The sequence below is a fragment of the Porphyromonas sp. COT-052 OH4946 genome, from assembly GCF_000765965.1.
In the GTDB taxonomy this organism is placed as follows: Bacteria; Bacteroidota; Bacteroidia; order Bacteroidales; family Porphyromonadaceae; genus Porphyromonas; species Porphyromonas gulae.
The window spans coordinates 104,034-125,566 of sequence record NZ_JQZY01000027.1 but is presented as its reverse complement, the minus strand read 5'-3'; the positions used below and the strand labels follow the sequence as shown (position 1 = coordinate 125,566).

Annotated in this window: 16 protein-coding genes; 8 read left to right on the top strand and 8 right to left on the bottom strand. The window is 48.3% G+C overall.

All coding sequences use genetic code 11. The features are described from left to right. Nucleotides 1-21 precede the first annotated feature (21 nt). The 3 genes from hemW to panC are packed head-to-tail and all read right to left on the bottom strand — an operon-like array spanning nt 22 to nt 3,531. Nucleotides 22-1,152: a radical SAM family heme chaperone HemW gene (hemW, locus tag HQ50_RS09365; protein ID WP_039430029.1), complete on the bottom strand. Its 1,131-nt coding sequence runs from the start codon at nt 1,150-1,152 to the stop codon at nt 22-24. Next, nucleotides 1,149-2,696 (bottom strand): glycoside hydrolase family 10 protein, encoded by a 1,548-nt coding sequence (locus HQ50_RS09360; protein WP_039430026.1) that lies wholly within the window; start codon nt 2,694-2,696, stop codon nt 1,149-1,151. Before HQ50_RS09360 ends, hemW begins: the two co-directional genes overlap by 4 nt. Next, nucleotides 2,686-3,531 carry a pantoate--beta-alanine ligase gene (gene panC / locus HQ50_RS09355; protein WP_039422895.1) on the bottom strand — a complete coding sequence of 282 codons (846 nt, stop codon included), beginning with the start codon at nt 3,529-3,531 and terminating at the stop codon, nt 2,686-2,688. The genes HQ50_RS09360 and panC overlap by 11 nt, the downstream gene beginning before the upstream one ends. Before the next feature lie 474 nt (nt 3,532-4,005). Between panC and rocD the strand changes: the two genes are divergently transcribed. The 6 genes from rocD (at nt 4,006) to HQ50_RS09325 (ending at nt 11,854) form a co-directional block, all read left to right on the top strand. Next, the gene (gene rocD, locus HQ50_RS09350) at nt 4,006-5,235 is read left to right on the top strand and encodes an ornithine--oxo-acid transaminase (protein ID WP_039430024.1); all 1,230 of its coding nucleotides are present in this window, start codon (nt 4,006-4,008) and stop codon (nt 5,233-5,235) included. A 6-nt stretch (nt 5,236-5,241) separates the two neighbouring features. Then, nucleotides 5,242-6,171 carry a citrulline utilization hydrolase CtlX gene (gene ctlX / locus HQ50_RS09345; RefSeq protein WP_018964411.1) on the top strand — a complete coding sequence of 310 codons (930 nt, stop codon included), beginning with the start codon at nt 5,242-5,244 and terminating at the stop codon, nt 6,169-6,171. Between the two features lie 77 nt (nt 6,172-6,248). Continuing rightward, complete coding sequence (gene pruA, locus HQ50_RS09340; RefSeq protein WP_039418538.1) at nt 6,249-7,880, top strand: L-glutamate gamma-semialdehyde dehydrogenase; 1,632 nt, start codon at nt 6,249-6,251, stop codon at nt 7,878-7,880. Nucleotides 7,881-8,112: 232 nt separating this feature from the next. Then, nucleotides 8,113-9,486, top strand: a complete 1,374-nt coding sequence (locus HQ50_RS09335) for an SGNH/GDSL hydrolase family protein (RefSeq protein WP_235317982.1) — start codon at nt 8,113-8,115, stop codon at nt 9,484-9,486. Continuing rightward, entirely contained in the window at nt 9,467-10,297 is an 831-nt protein-coding gene (locus tag HQ50_RS09330; RefSeq protein WP_232518154.1) for an SGNH/GDSL hydrolase family protein, read from the top strand. The genes HQ50_RS09335 and HQ50_RS09330 overlap by 20 nt, the downstream gene beginning before the upstream one ends. Nucleotides 10,298-10,336: 39 nt before the next feature. Continuing rightward, nucleotides 10,337-11,854 carry an MBOAT family protein gene (locus HQ50_RS09325; protein ID WP_052074935.1) on the top strand — a complete coding sequence of 506 codons (1,518 nt, stop codon included), beginning with the start codon at nt 10,337-10,339 and terminating at the stop codon, nt 11,852-11,854. Nucleotides 11,855-11,879: 25 nt separating this feature from the next. Here HQ50_RS09325 and HQ50_RS10940 read toward each other — a convergent pair whose 3' ends face one another. Next, nucleotides 11,880-12,023 carry a DUF1661 domain-containing protein gene (locus HQ50_RS10940; RefSeq protein WP_369794183.1) on the bottom strand — a complete coding sequence of 48 codons (144 nt, stop codon included), beginning with the start codon at nt 12,021-12,023 and terminating at the stop codon, nt 11,880-11,882. Between HQ50_RS10940 and HQ50_RS12705 the strand changes: the two genes are divergently transcribed. After that, complete coding sequence (locus tag HQ50_RS12705; protein WP_369794185.1) at nt 11,956-12,141, top strand: DUF1661 domain-containing protein; 186 nt, start codon at nt 11,956-11,958, stop codon at nt 12,139-12,141. The two genes, HQ50_RS10940 and HQ50_RS12705, sit on opposite strands and share 68 nt — an antisense overlap. 153 nt (nt 12,142-12,294) lie before the next feature. Here the strand turns inward: HQ50_RS12705 and HQ50_RS09320 are convergent, their stop codons facing one another. The 3 genes from HQ50_RS09320 to HQ50_RS12255 form a co-directional block, all read right to left on the bottom strand. Further along, nucleotides 12,295-13,965 (bottom strand): peptidylarginine deiminase PPAD, encoded by a 1,671-nt coding sequence (locus HQ50_RS09320; RefSeq protein WP_039430015.1) that lies wholly within the window; start codon nt 13,963-13,965, stop codon nt 12,295-12,297. A 371-nt stretch (nt 13,966-14,336) separates the two neighbouring features. Then, complete coding sequence (locus HQ50_RS09315; protein ID WP_235317981.1) at nt 14,337-16,472, bottom strand: C10 family peptidase; 2,136 nt, start codon at nt 16,470-16,472, stop codon at nt 14,337-14,339. After that, nucleotides 16,469-16,867, bottom strand: a complete 399-nt coding sequence (locus HQ50_RS12255) for a Spi family protease inhibitor (RefSeq protein ID WP_235317980.1) — start codon at nt 16,865-16,867, stop codon at nt 16,469-16,471. Before HQ50_RS12255 ends, HQ50_RS09315 begins: the two co-directional genes overlap by 4 nt. Before the next feature lie 407 nt (nt 16,868-17,274). Here HQ50_RS12255 and HQ50_RS09310 point away from each other — a divergent pair, with 407 nt between their 5' ends. Next, a complete protein-coding gene (locus HQ50_RS09310; protein ID WP_080737611.1) occupies nt 17,275-18,816 on the top strand; it encodes a T9SS type A sorting domain-containing protein in 1,542 nt (513 codons plus the stop codon). A gap of 70 nt (nt 18,817-18,886) precedes the next feature. Here HQ50_RS09310 and HQ50_RS09305 read toward each other — a convergent pair whose 3' ends face one another. Continuing rightward, nucleotides 18,887-21,505, bottom strand: a complete 2,619-nt coding sequence (locus tag HQ50_RS09305) for a DUF5686 and carboxypeptidase-like regulatory domain-containing protein (protein ID WP_039430068.1) — start codon at nt 21,503-21,505, stop codon at nt 18,887-18,889. Between the last annotated feature and the right edge of the window lie 28 nt (nt 21,506-21,533).

Here is a 21,533-nt window from a genome sequence, read left to right as displayed (position 1 = left end):
TTGGTCTTGTGCCGGAGATGGTTAGACGATGAAGAATTCGGAAATAATCCTGTCCGAGAGGAATATCCCTTTTTCCGTGAGCCGTATTCGTCTATCGGCTTCTTCGTGGAGGAGACCGTCGCGGATAAAAGGAGCAGCTGTCCGAATACACCGTTCGGCAGATTCCTTGCCGAAGAGATAGCTTACCTGGTCGGGTGATAAACCACGGGCAGTACGCAGACGGGTCATGATTACTTCGTTGTAACGGTCGTTATCGGTCAGGATTTCTTCTGTGAAGAGGGGCTTCCCTGCTGCCATGGAGGCTATGTATCGGCTTATATCGGAGGGATTGCACCGCCTTGTGCGCCATCCATCGAAACTGTGTGCCGATGGGCCAAGACCCAGATAGGGAGTATCCTGCCAATAGGAGCTGTTGTGGCGAGAGTGATAACCGGCACGGGCAAAATTGGAAATCTCGTAGTGCTCATAGCCGGCTCTTGTCAGCTGTTCGCGGAGCATGCGGAAGAGTTCGAGGCTTACTTCCTCGTTCACTTCGCGCACTTTTCCTGCATGGAGTAGGCGTGTCAGGGGTGTTCCTTCTTCGTATATCAGATGGTAGGCGGACAGGTGGGGTGGGGCGAGAGCAAGTACTGCGGAGATATTCTCTTGCCAGCGAGCAGGTGTCTGCCTGGGCAGACCGTAAATAAGGTCGATACTCAGGTTGGTAAGTCCTGCTTTGCGGCAGGTATCCACTGCTTCGTACACTTGGCGAGCATTGTGCCGACGATTGAGGAAGTGCAGGTCTTCATCGTGGAAACTCTGTGCTCCCATACTTATTCGATTGATCGGCAGAGTCCGAAGTTCCTGCACATAACCTGTATTCAGATCGTCGGGATTGGCTTCCAAGGTAATCTCGACATCGGAAGAAAATGAGAAAAGTTTATAGACCTGCTCTATAATACGGCCTATTTCCTGTGGGGAAAGAAGCGATGGAGTCCCTCCTCCGAAGTAAAGGGTGCCGATCGTATCGGTGACTTCGGTACGACGAATACTCATCTCGGCGATCAGTGCCTGTATATACTCCGAACGAAGCGCGCTGTTCGTCTGCGAATAGAAGTCGCAATACGAGCAGCGCGTGGCACAGAAAGGAATATGAATGTATAGTCCTGTCACTTGATCTCCATACTTGTGGGAGCGGATATGGGGCCTGCCACATTCATTTTGTTGATGGCTTGGAGGCGTACTTCTATCCGCGTGGCTTCCGCTGTTAGTTCCTTGGGTAGCAGGTAGGAGTTGTCTTCGATGCGGTCAGCCACCAGCCTGTCTTGCATCCGGCCGGCGGTGTCGAATCTTCTGAGGAAGAGGCGATAGGATACTTTAGCTGTTTCTCCGACAGCTTTATTCCAGCTCACAGCGATTTTGCCATCTGTCCGGCGTGTCAGCCGAGGAGTTTCTGCTTTTATGGGGGTGGCAAAACCCTTGCGATGTATGGGGATAGGTACCACGTCTTCAGCGAATCGCTCGCGAATGATCTGCGGTATGCCATTGCTTTCATGGCGCAACTGATCTTCTCGGAAGAAGCAGATACCGGGGAATCCCATGTGACGGGCGGAGTCGATTTGTTCTCCGATGACTTGAGCCGGCCACCGACTGTTGTCCACAACCCGATAGGTGGCTAATCCCGGTATAATCGGTAGATCGGGTAGCTGCGCTTTCCAATCTTCGAGGAAGGGATAAAAGAGGTCGTCACGGTAGTATAGCATCGGCACCAGAAAGTCCACACTCCCTTCCTTTGCCCAGACTACCGGATCCTGATGTACTCCCTCGTAGGCTGTCCAGTCGCCACCGCGCCTACCGGCGAGCTTTCTCAGACGGCCGATGGTAGCCACGCTTACCTGTACCCACGGAGTCTTTTCCGTAGCGGCTCGGTGAACGTCCGCCATGAGATCGGACAGGTTGCGTCGTCGCCAAGCTGCCGGATCCATATTACCCCCATATCGTTTATAGGTGGCAGCATCGTCGAAGCTTTTGGCTTTTTCCGGATAGCGCATATAGTCGAGGTGAATGCCATCAATGGGGTATTTCTCTACGATCTCACGAACGAGGGATGCGAAGTAGGCTCTTGCTTCGGGTATGCCCGGATTGAGGTACCATAGATTATTGTGTCGTACACACCATTCGGGATGACGACTTTTGACCGATTTGCCTTTCAGCGAACGTATGTGTTTGTCCGGTCCCAAGGGAGTGACGATCAGCCAGGCATGGAAAGCCAGACCTCGCTTGTGGCACTCTTTCAGGGCAAACTCCAGTGGGTCGTAGTCGGGCTTGCCTACTCCGGTGAATATGGTCGATTGGGGTTCTATCTCAGAGGGGTAAATGACATCTCCGCGATGACGCACCTGAAAGAACACGGTGTTGAACTTCTCACGCTTGAGCCTGTCCAGAATACGGCAGAGTTCTTCTCTCTGTTTTCGCAGTCCTTCGGCTGTAGGAGCGGAGCGTTGCGGCCAGTCGAGTCCGTATATGGTGGTCAGCCATACCCCACGCATCTCCTCTCTCACCGGACTGACCCACGGTTCGATGACAGGAGCTGCAATCGCCGTGTCCGGAAGAGGCTTCACTGTGGGGGGAGAGGGTACGACCTTTTTAGTGCCGCAGCTGGTGAATAGCAGTGTGGCAATACCGACGAACCACCCAGTGAGACAGCTAATCTTCATATTTGATATTATCGATCAGGCGAACCTCTCCGCAATACACCGTAATACAACCCACGGCATGGTCGGTATCCTGCCAGTTGTCGATCCTTTGTAAGGAATTTCCGTCTACTATTTCGAAGTATTCCACTTGCAGATGGGGCAGGGCATTGAGGCTTTCCGTCACCCATCGCGTAACGAGTTCAGGTGAGTGTGCGGGACGGAGTGTGCGGCTTTGTTTGAGGATACGAGCGATGGATGGAGCTATGGCACGTTCTTCGCTACTGAGACGGATGTTACGGCTACTGAGTGCAAGGCCGTCCTCTTCGCGGATGATAGGACAGGCTACGATCGTAACCGGTAAACCCAACAAGCTTACCATGCTGCGGATAACAGCGATTTGCTGGAAATCCTTTTCCCCGAAATATGCTTTGTCCGGCTCCACCATCATGAAGAGTTTGCTTACCACCTGCACCACGCCATTGAAGTGTCCGGGGCGATACTTGCCTTCCATCACTTCTGCCACACTGCCCAGATCGAATACGCGAGTGTCCGGTTCGGGATATACCTCTTCTACGGAGGGCATGAATACGGCATGACAGCCGGCTTCTGCCAAGACTGCTGCATCGGCTTCCGGTGTGCGGGGATAACATTCCAGATCGCGTTTATCATTGAATTGTGTAGGATTGACGAATACGCTTGCCACGCAAATGTCGCATTCGGCTACGGCACGGTGGATCAGACTGATGTGTCCTCGGTGCAAGGCTCCCATTGTGGGGACGAGGCCGATGGTTTTCCCTTTGGCGCGAGCATGTGCCACAAAGTTCTTGAGCGAAGCGACGGTATTGAAAATTTCCATAGCGGTATTATTTGTTCTTCTGTTACGACTTGAGCGATAAATCTCTCGGGGATAATTTTTTGCAAAGGAACAGATTATTTACGTATTGGCATGCACCGAAAAAAGTCATTGAGAATAGGGACAGTTTAGTTAATGATTATAGTCACAGAGTTTTTTGAAGAGTATAATGAGTTTATTAGACCTTTTTCCTCTTCTGATACAACTTTCTTATAGGCCGTCAAAATCACCATATTACAAGGTCTTATTTTCTTTTCTTATCATGGACGAGAGTTGATGGTTGGTTGATTTGTCTTGTGAAATTTGCATTGTTCTATGATTTTGTTTGTGTGGTTCTAAAAATATTGACAGAATGATAATTCCAATTGATTTGTTTTCTATATTTGATGCCGCCGATATTGGCTTGAATATAAGGTATGAGGCATATCTGTTGGGTCTGCCTCGATATACCGTCCTAATTCTACTACCGAATCAATTATGGTTTTGTCAGAAAAAGCAAAGTATTATGTTGATCTTGAGCATCGCTACGGTGCTCACAACTATCATCCGCTCGAGGTGGTACTCTCTCGTGGTCAGGGTGCTTATGTGTGGGATGTGGATGGGAAGCGTTATTTCGACTTCCTTTCTGCTTATAGTGCCGTCAATCAGGGGCATTGTCATCCGAAAATCATAGCAGCACTGAAGGAGCAGGCGGAAAAAATCTGTCTGACTTCACGAGCTTTCTACAACGATTGTCTGGGTGAATACGAAGAGTTTATGCACCATTATTTCGGCTATGATAAGATGTTGCCGATGAATTCGGGTGCGGAGGCTGTGGAGACAGCTCTGAAACTTTCTCGTCGCTGGGGTTATCGTGTGAAAGGAATACCCGAAGAGAAAGCTGTCATCATCGTATGCGATGGCAACTTCCATGGCCGCACCATCAGTATCGTTTCCATGAGTTCCGATCCCGACAGCTATACCGATTATGGCCCTTATACACCGGGCTTCGTCAATATACCTTATAATAATATAGAAGCCTTGGAGAAGGCCTTGGAGGAGCACAAAGACCATGTAGCTGCTTTTGTAGTAGAGCCGATACAGGGCGAGGCCGGTGTCTTCGTTCCCGATGATGGCTATATCCGTCGTGCTGCGGAGCTTTGTCGTAAGTACCATGCCCTCTTTGTGGCTGACGAAGTGCAGACCGGTATCGCACGAACGGGGCGGATGCTCTGCTGCGATCATGATGACGTTCGTCCCGATATTGTTGTACTTGGCAAAGCTATTTCTGGTGGAGTATTGCCGATAAGTTGCGTATTGGCGGACGATGAGGTCATGCTTACGATCAAGCCGGGTGAGCATGGTTCCACTTTCGGGGGATTCCCCCTTGCGTGCAAGGTGGCGATGGCTGCCCTTACGGTGGTGAAAGAAGAACGCTTGCCGGAGAGAGCCGAAGAGCTGGGACACTATTTCAGAGGAGAGTTGCTCAAAATCAAGAGTCCTCTACTGAAATTGGTACGTGGACGAGGTATGCTCAATGCCATTGTCATCGAACCGCACAATGGACACGAGGCATGGGACGTGTGCGAGGCAATGGCCGAGCGCGGACTTTTGGCCAAACCGACGCATCGCCATATCATTCGCTTGGCTCCACCGCTTTGTATCACACGTGAGGAGCTGGCGCAGGCTGTGGAGATTATCAAGGAATCCATCAAGGTCTTAGAGTAAACACTCATGGCTCTTATTCGCAAGCAGGCCACGAACCGCGTGCTGATGGTGCGCCCGGCTCTCTTTGGATTTAATGCCGAGACGGCCACAAACAACAGCTTCCAGAAAGAAACGGGAGTACCCGAAGCAGTAGCAAGGGAAGCGAAAAAAGAGTTTGACAACTACGTCAATCTATTGCGCGAACACGGAGTAGATGTATGGGTCATTCAGGATTCGAAGACACCTCATACACCCGACTCGATATTCCCGAACAATTGGTTCAGCACGCATGTCACAGGCGAATTGGTGCTTTACCCCATGTATGCACCTAACAGGCAGCAAGAGCGGAAATTACCCGTATTGGCTACCGTTGGTGAAATGGAAGGGGTAGAACGCATCATCAATCTCTCCGGCTACGAGCGAGACAATTGTTTTCTCGAAGGTACGGGCAGTATGGTATTGGACAGGGTCAATCGTATAGCTTACTGCTGCTCATCCGAACGTACCAATCCGAAGGTGTTGGAAGAGTTCTGTCGGGAGTTGGACTACAAAGGATTGATTTTTACCGCCACAGATGCGAATGGTGCTCCTATCTATCATACCAATGTGATGATGTGCGTAGCTTCGCGCTATGCGATCGTTTGTTTGGAGTGTATCAGAGACGAAGCCGAGCGCAGTATGGTGGTGAATAGCCTGACTGCTACAGGACACCGCATCATAGCCATTAGTACGGAGCAGGTGGAACACTTCGCCGGCAATATGCTCGAAGTGGAGAGCGAGACAGGCCAATCCCTGTTGGTGATGAGTGCCGAGGCTCGCCGTTCCTTGACTGAAGAGCAGGTAGCTGAAATAGAAGGGTTCAGTACGATCGTAGCTCCGGAACTGACCACGATCGAAAAGAACGGCGGTGGTTCCGCACGCTGTATGTTGGCAGAGATATTCCTGCCTCAGGGATAATGAAGGACGAGCAAATATGCTTCGATAGCTTCATCCCGCCATTCATCAGAATCATATACAAGAAGAAATAAAAAACAATGAATAATTCGCATTTTACTTTTGCCAAGCCGGTCAATGAGCCGGTTTACGGCTATGCTCCGGGTTCGCCGGAAAGAAAAAAACTGAAAGAGGAGCTTCAACGCCAACTGTCTACGCCTATAGAGATTCCTGTTATCATAGGAGGCAAAGAGATACGAACGGGCGATACCGGCACTGTGGTGATGCCCCACAACCACGCTGTCCGACTGGCCACCTATCATCGGGTAGGGGAGAAAGAAGTGCTCCAAGCTATCGAAACTGCCGAAAAGGCTCGTCAGGATTGGAGCCGTCTGCCATGGACTGAGCGTGCTTCCGTAATGTTGCGCATCGCAGAATTGATTTCCACCAAATATCGCTATCAGTTGGCTGCCTCCGTAATGCTTGGGCAGAGCAAGAATCCGATGCAGGCAGAGATCGATGCTCCCTGCGAGTTGATCGATTTCTTGCGTTTCGGAGCCTACTATGCCGGACAGATCTATGCCGATCAGCCTATCAGCGAAAAAGGCATTCTCAATCGAGTGGAATACCGTTCGCTCGAAGGTTTCGTTTTGGCCGTTACGCCTTTCAATTTCACCAGTATTGCCTCCAACCTCAATCTGGCACCGGCCATGATGGGGAATACTACTATCTGGAAGCCTTCCACTACAGCCCTTCATAGCAACTACCTCCTTATGAAAATCTTCCAAGAGGCCGGTTTGCCTGATGGTGTGGTCAATTTCCTTCCCGGACAGGGTAGCTTGATCGGTCGGGTAGCCACAGCGAACGAACACTTGGCCGGTTTCCATTTTACCGGTTCTACAGCTACGTTCAACACCCTGTGGAAGAGCATCGCCGGCAATATAGATCGCTATCGTGGCTATCCGCGTATAGTGGGCGAAACGGGAGGAAAGAACTTCGTGATGGTTCATCCCTCGGCAGAAGCGCGCGAAGTGGCTACGGCTCTTGTGCGCGGAGCTTTCGAGTATCAGGGACAAAAGTGTTCGGCAGCAAGTCGCGCTTATATTCCTCGTTCCTTGTGGGAGAGCGTGAAAGAGGTGATGGGCGATATGCTCGACAGTATCAAAATGGGAGACGTAATGGAATTCGACAACTTTGTCAATGCCGTTATCGACGAAGCCTCTTTCGATAATATCATGAACTATTTGGCTGCCGCCAAACGAGATCCGGATGCCAAGATCATATTCGGCGGTGAAGGAGATAAGAGCGTGGGTTACTTTATCCGGCCTACCGTTATCGAAACGACGAATCCGCATTACGCTACGATGACGGACGAACTGTTCGGTCCCGTCCTGACCGTATATGTCTATGAGGACAAAGACTTTGCCGATACGCTACGTCTTTGTGACAGCACCGGCCGTTACGGACTGACCGGCTCCATCTTCTCTCGCGATCGCTATGCCATCGAACAGGCTTTGGATGCTCTGCGCTTCTCCGCCGGCAACTTCTACATCAATGACAAGCCGACGGGTGCCGTTGTCGGGCAGCAACCTTTTGGCGGTGCACGTGCCAGTGGAACGAACGATAAGGCGGGCGGACCACTTAACCTGATGCGCTGGTGCAATCCGCGGACCGTGAAGGAGACCTTCGTGCCTCCTACGGATTATCCCTATCCGTTCTTGGCAAAGGATTGATCCAAATTTTTGCTACGGGAAGAGTCGTACTTGGTCGCATCCCGTTTATTGAGAGACTGTATCCTTTTGGAGTGCAGTCTCTTTTTTTAGAATATATTTCTCGACCTTGATCAAGGAACAAAATTGGTGCCATGCTTTCAGATAGTTGTATAACGTTTATCTTTGCGCGCAATTTCCACTATAAAAGAAGAGGAATCCGACAGATAATTTTATGGAAGGCCAGCGTAATCAGATGGCACGTTTTTGGCTGTTACTTGTAGTGACAGCGATTCTCTTGGCTGCTTTGTTCTATCTGCCCGAGCAGATAGGGAGTTGGCAGCTCAAGCCGGTAGACCTCCTAAGCGATGTTCGCCGAGTAAAACCCGATTCTACCGCGGTACTTATTGCTCCGAAACACACTCCACCCTCCGAGAATAATACAGATAATAGAACCAAATCCGATAAGCGCAGAAGTGCTATTTATAGCCAATTGCTTGAGCAAAATGCAGTATCTGATTCGACCTTTATCCCTATAGAGGATTTTAGCTCTACGCGCACGGCACTCAAGCGTTTCTATACGAGTATAGCCGAGCGGTCAACTCTCGGCAGGCCCATTCGGATAGCCGTATTGGGTGACTCCTTCATCGAAGGCGATATTTTCACCGATGCTCTTCGTGCTGCTCTGCAAAAGCGTTTCGGTGGCAATGGAGTAGGGTGGATGCCTATTACCTCCGAGGTCGCAGGCTTTAGGGGGAGTATTCGTCATGAGTTCAGACTGTGGGAAGATCATGCCATGCTCCATTCCAAGAAAGGTCATTATCCCTTTACCGGCCATTTCTATCGCCCTAAGCAGGGAGCATGGGTGCATTATACGATGCCCACAGGAGAACCGAACTTCGGCCATGCGATACTGTATTATCAAGCTGCGAACGAGGCCTCGGTTCGCATAGAGACTCCGGATACAACGCTCACTGTCGTTCTTCCTCCGACGCAAACAGTGGGGCAATACACTTTGAGCAGCGATCCGCAGCGAAGTATCAAATGCAGTTTTCTTTCGGGGGGACAAGATTTTGTATCTTTCGGTGTTGCTTTGGAGGATGTTCAAGGTATTTCGGTCGATAATATGTCCATTCGTGGCAATTCGGGCATTCTTCTCAAATCCATCGATCGGGAAGTAAGCCATGCCTTTGCCTCTTTGCGGAATTATGATCTGATAATCCTGCAATACGGACTCAATGTCGCATCGAATAAGCAAAAAGACTATAGCAATTATGCCAAGCAAATGGGGGGTGTGATCGAAACCCTCCGCAACATTTGTCCCGATTCCGATATTCTACTGATGAGCGTGTCCGACAGGGCACAGCGCACAGCAAACGGAATACGGACGATGGCCGGTATTATTGCTCTTCATGCTGCGCAGCAGGCTCTTGCCCAACAGCATGGTATCGCCTTTTGGAGTACGCTTAGGGCTATGCATGCCCTCGGAGGGATCTCCAGAATGGCTGATAAGGGCTGGGCGGCCAGAGATTATACGCATTTGGCGCACCGAGGTGGACGGGAGCTGGCCAAGAAAATGATTGAAGCCATTGATTTTGAAAAAAAGTATTATGATGCCATTCGCGAATAGATTCATGCTATTGTTGCTCTGCCTTACCACAGCTTTCGGGCTGTCGTTCGGACAGTCCTCGCTTTGGTACGAACCGGAAGGATATCTCGACCAGGTATGGCAGCACATTAGAGTAGCCGATTCGAACAAGAAGACGGTTACGATCCTCCATCTCGGCGATAGCCATTTGAGCGGGGGATACTTTACCCGATCCATGTCAGCCAAGTTGGCTGTCCAATACGGTGATAAAGTTCGCTTCGAGCGTATCGGCGTACCCGGTGCCAGTTATTCCACTTTCTCCCAAGACAAGTATATGCAGCAGATCAAAGCCGTAGAGCCCGATCTCGTCATCATCTCTCTGGGAACGAACGATTCGTATTGTTTTAAGTTCTCAGAAACAGAAATGTGGGGAAATATGGAGACTTTTTTCGGCATGCTGCGGCAGACATTGGAGGATGTCCCATTCGTCCTGACTACTCCGCCCCCTTCTTACCTTCGCCGGTCAGTGAAAGTAGCAGGCAAAAACCGCAAAGGAAGCAAACGGCGTAAAAATCGTTATAGAACCACTTACCACTTCAACGACAATACGGAAAAGGCATCCCGCCTGATACGATCGTATACGGTGGAACATGGCATGGCTTGTTTTGACCTCTCTGCGGCTATGGGGGGAGAGGCTGAAACCCGACAATGGCTGCGTAGCGGGCTGATGCATACCGATCATATACATTATACGGTGGGTGGATATACCCGTCATGGAGGACTGGTGGCCGATGCCATACTCGGCTCTATTGTCCGTGGCAAAGTGGATAGGAGCGACCAGTCCAAACTCTAAAATAAAAGACAGTCCAAGATCGTGCACTTTTTCGATTCGATGGATATATCCCGCCTGTGGGATATATTACAGTATGATGCTTCTGCCCCCATGATTTTTTCGAGTGGGACGTTCTTCATCCTCTTTCTTTTGTTCCTTCCGCTATACATCCTGCTACGCCGGCAAACCGGACTGCGTATTGTATACGTATCTCTCTTTTCTCTTTATTTCTACTATAAGAGCAGCGGTCTTTTCGTCCTGCTTCTTTTGGCTGCTGCTACGAGCGACTTCCTCATCGGTCGGCTTTTGTCCCGTCAGCATATCCAAGTTCGGCGCAAACTCCTTGTGGCACTCAGTATGTGCATCAATTTGGGGGTATTGTCCTATTTCAAATACTTCAATTTCCTCGGTGAGATGCTTTTCTCTCTCATTCAGGAAATCGGCCTCGTGACCAATCGCCCTGAGTGGATCATGACCGAGTGGAAGAATTGGGATATTATACTGCCTGTCGGGATCTCGTTCTATACTTTCCAGACGATGAGTTATATCATCGACATCTATCGCGGTCATGTGCAGCCCCTAAAGCGTTGGATAGACTATGTCTTCTACGTCTCTTTCTTCCCCCAACTGGTAGCCGGTCCCATCGTCCGTGCACGAGATTTTATCCCACAGATCTATCGCCGGCCGGTGTTGGAAAGGAAAGAATATGCCGAAGCCCTGGTGTTGATCATGGGGGGGCTCTTTAAGAAGGCAATCATATCCGACTACATCAGCCTGAACTTTGTGGATCGCATATTCGATGCTCCGACACTTTACACCGGCTTGGAGAACCTGCTCGGCATTTACGGCTATGCCCTACAGATCTATTGCGACTTCTCCGGTTATTCCGACATGGCCATCGGTATAGCTCTGGTGCTCGGCTTCCGCTTCAATATCAATTTCGATTCACCTTATCAGTCGGCCAATATCACCGAGTTCTGGCGCAGGTGGCATATCTCCCTTTCATCATGGCTCAGGGATTACTTGTATATACCATTGGGGGGGAATAGGAAAGGGAAAATCCGTACCTATATCAATCTTCTGCTGACGATGCTTCTCGGCGGTCTTTGGCATGGTGCCGCCTTGCGATTTATTTTGTGGGGAGCTATCCATGGAGTGGCATTGGCCGTACACAAACTCTGGTGCGAGATCTTTCCGTCGAGTCGGGCTATGTCCACGGATATGCCTTTTTGGCGCAGATGGCTCGGACGGATCATTACTTTCCACCTCGTCTGTTTCGGTTGGATCTTCTTCCGAGCCGATTCGATGGCAGTGGCCGGACAGATTCTCGGACAAATATTCAATAACTTCCATCCCGAAGTTCTCTTCCAATTCATTGCCGGCTACAAGGGCGTTGTCGTACTGATGGTCACGGGTTACCTGTTGCATTTTGTCGGTAAGGGTAAGCGAAGCAAGGCACAATCCATGCTTGAGCGTGCTCCGTTCGTCTTGCAAACTCTGATGCTCGTTCTCCTGATCTTTACCATCATTCAGGTACGCAGCTCGGAAATACAGCCCTTCATATATTTCCAGTTCTAAACAGCCTTACCCGATCTTCTTTTTTCTAAGCGGATGAAGTAAAGGGCCTTCGAATTTTACAGGCAGAGAAATTGCGAGCCCGAAAATGCTCCGATTGGGGTCTGAGTTTTCTGAAAACGTGGCGCGGGAACTTTTTCGTTCTGGCGCGAGAATTTTTTACTTCCCACACCAGAACGAAAAAGTTCCCGCGCCACGTTTTTGGAGACCATAGATCCATTCGTTTGTTTGTTTACCGGGGTTCTCGCTATGGCCTTTCATGGCATATTATTCAGATGATTCTAAATTGATAAATGGAGAGAGTCGATGACGTCTCCGGTGTCGGGCTATCATTTCGTGTGTAAATGACTCAAAGAAAAAAGGCTGTGCGGAGAAAAATCCACACAGCCCTATTTTTTCTACTTGGGGAAGTTTATTCTCAGAATACTCTTTCCCGTAAGGTCTTATTTGACGATCTTCATCGTTTCACGGATACCGTTTCCTTCAACAACCAAAATGTAAGCACCCGGAGCATGGGAAAATACGTCCATACTGAAGACACTTGTTCCTGCTACTAAGTCTTTGTTCATCGCAGCGACTTCTTCTCCCAGCGTATTGTATAGCTTGATCCGGTATGTGCCGGCAGCATTCAAACTGACAGAGACAGCCAGCTCTGAACGATCGGCATTGAACCATGCACGAAGAGTCTTGGCAGCTCCGGTGACAGTGCATGTATTGGTTTCGTTCATACATGTAAATTTGAAAGGATCGGGTTCGCCGATAAAGGGATAAGTCTCTTTGCGGCCACTATTGTCTGCGGCAGAGATATAGTATTCTACCTTATCGTTCTTATTAAGACCCGAAAAACTGTAAGTATAGTGGCCTGTTGATTCCATCGTCATGTCAGCTGCTGTAAAACTGCCGCTACCATTGATCCGGTAGTAACATTGCACAGGAGAGATAGTGGCATTGGCACAAGAGATAACATCTGCTTCGATCTTATAATCAGGGCCTGCCTGTTCACCAAGTATCGGGTAGTGCTTGATATAGAGATAGCCCTTATCCGCTACTTCATGAGTACGACAGTGCAGAGCATCCGTTCCTAACCATGGTGTTCCAGAAACCCCTTTAATACCTATAATTTCGTAACCGGGCATTGCTGTCTTATAGACATTCAGAGCATCGTTGTCCACGGAAGCGGGGCCATTGACAGGAACATATACTCTGTTGTTCAGAATCAGAGAGTTCGTGTACGGTTGTTCATTGGTGGCCAGAACACGGTATACCTCGTACTTCGTTCCCCATGCGCAGGTCTGTGCTGCGAAGTAGGCTGCCATATCTTCCAGAGCTTGGTGCTGAGCATGATTGTTAGGTACTTTCCTGATGAGGATTTTGTTCGGTGCCAGATACTTACCCCAACAGTCCACATGATCAATATAAGTATTGTTCGGATCCTGCACCACATCATGGTGTGTAATACCGAGATAGTCTTTCATCTTTTGATTTACTTGAGCTTGAGACAGAGAGGGGTTCTCCGTATATGCGATATGTGACTGTACAGCGGATCCATATCCGTCTGTCATGTAGTTACCACCGGTCTGCTTGAGCTTCATGCCGAACATCTCGATTCCCAGATATTGTGCTTCATATTTGGGGAAATCGTCATCGTTAGGACGAGGGCGGTTATAAATAAAGTCCACGAGACCTACTTTGTTCGTATCGTACATTATGAACCAACCGGTATAGTCGCGTGTCCAATAAGAGTCGGTGTGAGTAATGATGAAATCGCAATTAGAGAGATTCACACCGTTCTGCGTATACTTGTTGATGACGATGCCTTTTTGGTTTTCGTTTTCTACAATGGTAATTACCTTGTCGTTCTTGGCGAGTTCTTTGACTAATTCCATTGGAATACCGAATGGGAAGCGTACCAAAACGGCTGCAGAGCGTTCGTACTCAGCGATAGCACGCACAGGGCCTGCAGGGGGATTGGTTTCCTGGAATGCCCGTTGCATCTCTTCTGTTGCAAACCGATAGTTTCTTCCGTTCGTTTGCGTTTGTGTTTGGGCGATTGCCGGCAGTTGGAAGAGTCCCAACGCCAGAATCAAGGCTTTAGCCTGTAAAAGCTTTTTCATTTCAGATACGTTTTGTGTTATGAGTATGTTTCTTAAGCATGTCTTAAAATTTCAGGAAAATGACGGCGATCACTGATTGGCGGTAATTTGAGAAATATCCTTACACGGATTCAACCTCAGTTGCTTTGATTCGGTAATAGGTTTTCTGCTTGATTATCGTGCGTAAAATTAGAAGAAATCAGTCAATATGAAATATAGCAGGCCTGTTTTCTTGATTTTTGTGTATTCAAATAAAATGGAATCCTCTATTACTACATGAATGTATCACTTATACAAGAATATATAAAGAAGAGAGCGGATGTGTGAAGATAATCTTCCACATCCGCTCTCTTTCTGCTACTATTATAATTGTACTTGGTTGTTATATCTTCTTAATGTGCTACATTGATTTTTGTCGTGTGTCGATCGACCTTAAGAATGTAGGTGCCATTGGGAAGGTGGCTGATATTCATTTTGCCATATCCTGTTGATAAACTGCTCTTTAGAACAATCCTGCCAGACATATCGAAAAGAATGATAGCAGTCTCTTGCGGAACGGTGGGAGCAGATATTTCAACGTAGTCCTTTGCCGGGCGAGGGAATACGCTGATCTTCTCTGTAGAGGCTATCGCTTCCACTGCTGTACCGTTAACGATCTTTACCGTATAGCTTTTTTTGCCTTTTAGGTACAACTGTGGTTGTCCATTTACGAATGCATGGAGCGTCGCACGATAAGTGCCATCGGGGATAGAACCTTCCACATGGGGCTTATACACGAAGGTTTCCCCCTGCTGGATATGCGCTGTTTCTTGGGCTACCAATAAGGATCCCGAAGAGGATTGTGTTTGGCGGAAGATAACGACCAAATTACCGTTGAAGGGCAATCCAATATTTTTTACCGTAAAAGGTGGCAATGCTCTATCATCAGCCATGTCCAGCATATAGGAAGAAGTTTGGTTATGATTCACCTCGAATAGCGGATGTGTGTACACACTCGGTGTATTTACAGATACTCGTTCTATTTTTTTCCATTCATCCACTCCTTCTTTGGCAGAAAACCTATACCATAAAGTATAATCACCTTCCATAAGAGTCAGAACTTCTGTCGAGAAAACAACCGGATAGTCATTGCTGCCGCCCGGTACCTCGGCCATTATCCAACCCAATGGTATGAGATTGTCTGCTGTAACTCCCGTAGATAGAGCAAAAGCTACCGGTGTGCGGATTTCGTCCGGGCTATCGCTACTGAATCGCACGGTTATAGAACTCTGCTCGTAAGAATTGAGATCTGCGATGAGACTGTTGGGGATGATGCTGAGTTTGCCCTTATTATCGTCTACTGTCACTACGACATTGTTCGGGTCTGTCGTATTTACTTTAATACTATTTACATATCCCCCCTGTATGTGTTGTATGGGTTCCCATTGTACTGTGCCGGTTCGACGATAGAGTAGTGTAATCGTGTTAATTCCTTTAGGAAGTACATTCGAATCCAGCAAGAAAAGTTCTGAAAACGCCCCATATCCATGCCAAAAGATGTTGTTGGATGAGGTTTTCACCTCAGTGATTTCTCCGTTGGCGTTATTTAGTCTATAGCCAAGGTCCAGATTTGAATTTTCTTCTCCTGTGTTATAAACCGAATAATCTACATTCAAACCTAGTCCGGAGGTATACACAGTGGATATACTTTCCAGAGCCAAAATCGGCAAAGCGTCTGTGCCTGCTTCGGACGGAATTTTGGCCGGTTCGATACCCGTAATGATTTCTTGATAAATAGTGAATCCGATCCCCTGACCTCCAATACCCAGTGAGGTGGGAGAAAGGAGTGTAAGTTTATAGAAGCCGTTGGAAACACCTCCCCAGCCCCAATTGAAGTGGAAAGTACCATCCGAGGCATAGCCATCGCATACGAAAGCATGCCCCATACTCTGGTTGTTTCCTGCATAGTAGACTGGTCTTGAGGAGGCAAGTTCCTTTCGGATCATATCCTGCCATTCCTGTGCGGTGTATAGGGCGCGTACGTGTAGCTGCAATGAGCGTTTGTAGCGAAAGTTGTTTCGCAAGGCTCGCACGACATAAACGCTGTAGGTACCACTTCCATTTTCATAAAAATTCATGTTTACAGATGCACTGACATCACGCATCAGTGTGGCATAAGCATCTACTTGGGCTCCGCTCAGATTATCAAAGTTCGGATTACCGGGCATATTGCTCCAGTCGTACGTTTCACCGAATGTGCCGGACCAATTGCCTACCAGTGGTCCCGCGTTGTAATTGAATGCCCCTTCACCCTGAAGAGGCCAGCTATGATAGCGCATGATTTGTGCTGTTGCTGTAGCCACACATCCGGTATAGGCATGCTTGCCATTGGGTAGGAGTGGCTCTTTATTATTCCAAGGATATGCCTGATTCCATCTCATCGGATCGTTGGCAAAACTGCCATTGTCCATCAGAGCATGTACTTCTTCGGGTACTTCCTCCGTGCGCAATATCTCTTCGTTGGGCTTGGCTTTTCCCGAAAGTATCATCGATATTTCCGATCGTAGACCTGTAGCCACATACGTAGATTGTCCGGCATATTGTACATGTCGAAACGTCCAATGGGGGAATAGGCAAGAACTGCCGGTATTCTGTCATCTGCTGCAATGAGAGCATAGCCCTCGTTCGTGCCGCGATTGGCTACATAAAAATATGGCGAGGAGTCGCCCTCTGCTGATACAGTACCGCGCTCTGCATCTCCTTGTCGGTAGACGTAGTCGATGGAAATTTTATCAGAAACTACTGGTTGTCCGGTGCGTAATGATGCCTGTCGCAAAGTCAGACGAGCTAAGGCCGAAGCTCGCTCTTTCGTGATAGGAGCAGAGTGCCCTGTCATAGCAAAGCCTAAGAGCATTGCTATGGTTAGAAAAAAACTTTTTTTCATTGAGAATGATATTCTTAATTATGAGAATTTTTTGGCTTTAGAGCAACCTACGATGGCGTTGGATTCTTTGTGAAAGAAGAAAAGCTTCTTAATCCCTTTTCATAACCACTTACAAAGTAAATCAAAAGCCTGAATAATTCTTACAACTCATAATACGTCAGAATTATATTATGCTTGCTATGTCTTGCATAAAGAGGTGAAAATAACTTCCCTTTCGCCGAACTCATATAAGGCGATGTGTCAGTGTTGCACTGATCGGTGGGACGTGCTCCTTATTAGCATGCAATTGGATTCAATACAACAATCCTTATATTTGCGGCCGAAAGACTGTTTTCAATAGATCATTAAAGTAATGCAGCATGCTCATATGCTGTCCTTAATAACAACTAATTCAACCAAAAAACGAAATGAGAAGAATTAAACTACTCTTGGGATTCGCCTTGTTTTTTCAATTGGCAAATGCCCAACAGTCGGGTGACTTGGATCCCACATTCGGTACAAACGGAGTGGTACAGACACCTATCGGTAATGGTAGCTTTATCGTAGATGAAGTTCGCAATGTTACTATCCAGCCCAATGGCAAAATTATTGCTATGGGGTCAACTCGAAATGGTACGAAAAAGCATGTTGCTTATGTTCGCTACAACCCTGATGGATCGCTTGATCAATCTTTTGGGAACGGAGGTAAGCAGATTTTTGTCCCTACTTCTTTATACGGCAATTTCGCTACGGCAGCGGCTACCTTGTCTGACGGTAAAATTATTTCATGCGGCTATGTCTTCGATTCTGATAATACGATTTGCCAACCTCTCCTGATTAGAATGAATGATGATGGTACATTGGACACCTCTTTTGGGAACAATGGTATTGTGCTTGCAGACTTTCCTTATAGCACACTTCCTGAGAAAATGGTACTTCAAAAAGATGGAAAGATGCTGCTGGTTGGCTATTACCATGACAATATGATGACTCTCCGCTATAACCCTGATGGATCCATAGATAAAACATATGGCATTGATGGCGTTTGTGAAATTGTAATTGAAGGTAGTGCCAATTCTTCTTTTGCTAAAGCGATTGCTTTGCAGGAAGATAACAAAGCGGTGATTGTCGGCATGTATGGTACACATCCGGATTGGAAATGGGCTATTGCACGAATCAATGAAAATGGATCATTGGACAATTCTTTTGGGGAGAATGGATTGAAGACCATGTCTATCGGCTCCGGCCATGACTTTGCCACTGCCGTGCAGATTCAGGAAGATGGAAAAATTGTCGTTGCCGGTCACTCTTGGGTTGCAAGCATCCCTACTTTGCAGTACGATCTGATAGTTCTCCGCCTGAATCAAGACGGTGAGTTGGATAATACGTTTGGAGAATCAGGTATTTTCAAAAAGAATGTGATTGACGGTGGAGCCACTTATGTGGATGGTATTGTCCTTTCACCGGAAGGTAACATTTATGTAGCTTTCAACGCCGTAAAGAATAGTATATCCGATCTGGGGTTATTGAGCGTCGATAAAAATGGTAAGTTGAATACCTCTTTTGGGGGAAATGGCTATACTGTAACCGACCTTAGCGAAGCTGCAGACGAAGCAAGTGCTATAGTTATGCAAGCTGATGGCAAGATAGTATTAGGAGCTTCTTCTTTTTCAGCTACTACTGGAACGCCTTTCGTCCTACTTCGGTATTTAACGGACGTGCCCTCTTCCGTTCTTCCTATGGTAGGTGAAGAAAAGTCGTTTGTAGTTTATCCCAATCCTGTGAAAGACGTACTGAATATCGAGTATGAAGGTGAATTCGGCGTACGAATCTTCGACCTTTCCGGTCGTTTGGTGCTCTCTACGAAGAATACTCGTACGATTGACGTGAAGGCTTTGACTGCCGGAAGCTACGTGATCGAGCTGACGACTGAGGCAGGTGTACTGACCGAACGCTTCGTCAAACTCTGATTCCTGTAAGAAACGCTTCGAAAAGAGGGAATGCCGTTCAATCCGGCATTCCCTCTTTTCTTTTTTCAGGTTAGAACGTGATCTGGAAGCGGGCGCGGATCCCCCATTTATTAGGGGTTGTCTCTCGCTGTGTGAAGCGCCGAAAGTATTCGATGCGGAGCAGTCGGAAGATATTTTCCAATCCGACACTTCCCTCCAGGTACCATGTACGGTTCATGGGAATAGTATTTTCGGGAAAGAGGAAACTACCGACAGCCCCCGGTTTATTGTGAGGAGTAAGATCACCCCACATACCATGAAGAGAAAGCACTTCACGCCAGGCCAACCGTTTGATGAATGGAATACGATTGAGCATAAGACCTTCTAAATGGTAGGTCAGATGGAACTGCGTGTATCGGTCAGCGATAAATTCCAATGGCTCCATCAACTGAAATGCTCCGCTCTGCAGGGTGTAACTCTCATTGACAGGTGGAATCTCCAAGAGAGGGTAGGGAGCATGTGTCCAAACCTGCCCTGCACGAACAGAGGCATCCAACATCCCGAAAAGAGAGAGCCAAATGTGATGTTTGTAGCGGAATTCCGTGCGGTGGTAGCTGAAGTCTCCTCCAAGCAGGCCTGAAAAAGCCATGCGGTGCTCCAGTTCGAACACAGGGGATCGGCGCACTACATTGAAAGCCGTGTTCGGCCCTTTGCGACCATTGTAAGGAATGCGCCCCGGTTCATAGCGGAGGGTAAGACCCAATTCCGTGGTGCGGTACGAATGGATCGGCCGTATCGTACCGTCAGCCTCTACCTGATCGTAGCGTAATGTGCCGGCAGGTTCGTCTCGGCGACGGCTTCCCCAAATGATCGTACTGAAATCAGTCCCCCAGTCTCTATCATATTCTAGCCGATATTCTTCGATGTAGGAGCGGCGCAGATTATTCATCGTACCGAGTATGACCGTTATGTTGTCTTTGAAGATAGGATCCACTACTTGTCCCGGCGTATATAGGTCGTAAGAAGCGATGAAAGAGAGATTGCGATGCGGAAATTCTTGTATGTACAGCTTCTTAGGAATAGAGGAATAAGTAAGAGCACCTCTCCACTTCCATCGTTTGTCCTTGAATCCGTATGCAATATAACCTTGAGCGAAAAAGTGCGGATTGAGAGCGGCCAGCGTCATGCCACCTATGCGCATACGGAAGCCCTCGATTTTGTTGCCCCCGAAGAGGGTATGCACAGGCCCGAAGTCAAATTTGGGGCGTATAGAGTCGTTCATCCTAATGGGGAGTCCGAGATAACCGGTCAGCAGTGTTTTGGCGATGGTGGTGGATGTCTTGAATGTACGATCGTTGCGGAGATAATGCATGAAAGACAACAGCTTTTGCCCCGTGGGAGGTAGCGGTTCCGGTCTCATTACGTTCCAGTAGCCATCCGTTTCGCGAGGAGCTGTCGCATCGTAAACCGAATCGGTAGCAAGAAAACCGACAGAAGACGGATCCTTGCCGATACTTCCTTCACCGATGCGATAGTCGGAAAGGATACGACTCTGCTCCACTTCCAATCCTTGAGGGATGAATGAAGCAGCCGATAATAATGCCTGAAAATCCTGTCGTTTCAGTACGCGATAGTATCGGGTCGTTTGTCCCGAAGCATCTATACAGGGAACTCGTTGGAAATCTTGCGCTATGCGTAGGTGGGTCACCCAGTTTACATTGCTCGATATAGGCAGGTTCAGGATGATCCGACGTAGCGAATAATCGCTCTTGACGATCCAGAGCCTTCCCGTAAAGCCTGCACTCTCGGGGTTGAAAGGAGAGAAAATCATTTCGATACAATCCTCATCCTCTATTCGCACTGTATCGGCAATGAAATACTTGTAGAAACTTGTAGCAAAAGTGTTGCTCATCGGGCTGGGAAAGCGACTGAGCATGATGGGAATATCGTTGTCGTAGATATTGATCGGACGGAATACTTCCTCCAGATTGGTGGTCAGGGGGCCTTCGTCCAGCTTTTCGTCCACACCGTCCAGTCGTCGTGCCAATACTTGCGTACGCTCGCCTTTGTTGGGTAGTCGCTCGGTCTGTATCAGTTTCTCTCGCATGGATAGCGGCAGTATGCGTCTGTCTGTAAAGCGTGAGCTGTCCGCCCATTGTGCACACTGTCCGTGCTTGAGGTGCAAGAAGCCTTCGTCCGATCGGAAATCATCGTCCGAGACAAGTATCCTTTCGTATGTACGGTAGCTGTACGCCGGTGCCGATTCTATCCGGTTGCTGTCCTTGGCTGCTATGGCTTTGCGGATCAGATCCACAGCGGGATTGTTTTTCTTGGAGTATTTCCGTTTCTTGGCTTTGACCACTACGCTGCTCAGTTGCAGCTCCTCCGAAGCTAAGAGAATACGGCAGTGTATATTGCGCTTTTCGCCCGAGCGTAATGAGAAGGTTTGTCTCCTGTATCCGGTCGATGAGATGATGATAGTCCGATCGTTATGGGGAGAAGTCAGGTCGAACATGCCGGCGGCAGAGGTTACCGTGCCCACCCCTTTATTGTCGGCACAGAAGACCGAAGCATAGGGAATCGGCTCCAATGTAGCCGAATCCAGTACCACTCCGGCGAAGCGAGTTTGCCCTGCGAGTGGTAGCATCCCCAATAAGGAAAGAGAGAGGAAGATGAGTGAGAGAGCCGACTTCCTGCTTATAGCTGACATTGCTGATGTTTGCATGAGTGGGTCTTCC

Coding starts and splice junctions, on each gene's coding strand:
- HQ50_RS09360 (WP_039430026.1), bottom strand. CDS start 2,696: ATGAAGATTAGCTGTCTCACTGGGTGGTTCGTCGGTATTGCCACACTG.
- panC (WP_039422895.1), bottom strand. CDS start 3,531: ATGGAAATTTTCAATACCGTCGCTTCGCTCAAGAACTTTGTGGCACAT.
- rocD (WP_039430024.1), top strand. CDS start 4,006: ATGGTTTTGTCAGAAAAAGCAAAGTATTATGTTGATCTTGAGCATCGC.
- ctlX (WP_018964411.1), top strand. CDS start 5,242: ATGGCTCTTATTCGCAAGCAGGCCACGAACCGCGTGCTGATGGTGCGC.
- pruA (WP_039418538.1), top strand. CDS start 6,249: ATGAATAATTCGCATTTTACTTTTGCCAAGCCGGTCAATGAGCCGGTT.
- HQ50_RS09335 (WP_235317982.1), top strand. CDS start 8,113: ATGGCACGTTTTTGGCTGTTACTTGTAGTGACAGCGATTCTCTTGGCT.
- HQ50_RS09330 (WP_232518154.1), top strand. CDS start 9,467: ATGATGCCATTCGCGAATAGATTCATGCTATTGTTGCTCTGCCTTACC.
- HQ50_RS09325 (WP_052074935.1), top strand. CDS start 10,337: ATGGATATATCCCGCCTGTGGGATATATTACAGTATGATGCTTCTGCC.
- HQ50_RS09320 (WP_039430015.1), bottom strand. CDS start 13,965: ATGAAAAAGCTTTTACAGGCTAAAGCCTTGATTCTGGCGTTGGGACTC.
- HQ50_RS09315 (WP_235317981.1), bottom strand. CDS start 16,472: ATGATACTTTCGGGAAAAGCCAAGCCCAACGAAGAGATATTGCGCACG.
- HQ50_RS12255 (WP_235317980.1), bottom strand. CDS start 16,867: ATGAAAAAAAGTTTTTTTCTAACCATAGCAATGCTCTTAGGCTTTGCT.
- HQ50_RS09310 (WP_080737611.1), top strand. CDS start 17,275: ATGAGAAGAATTAAACTACTCTTGGGATTCGCCTTGTTTTTTCAATTG.
- HQ50_RS09305 (WP_039430068.1), bottom strand. CDS start 21,505: ATGTCAGCTATAAGCAGGAAGTCGGCTCTCTCACTCATCTTCCTCTCT.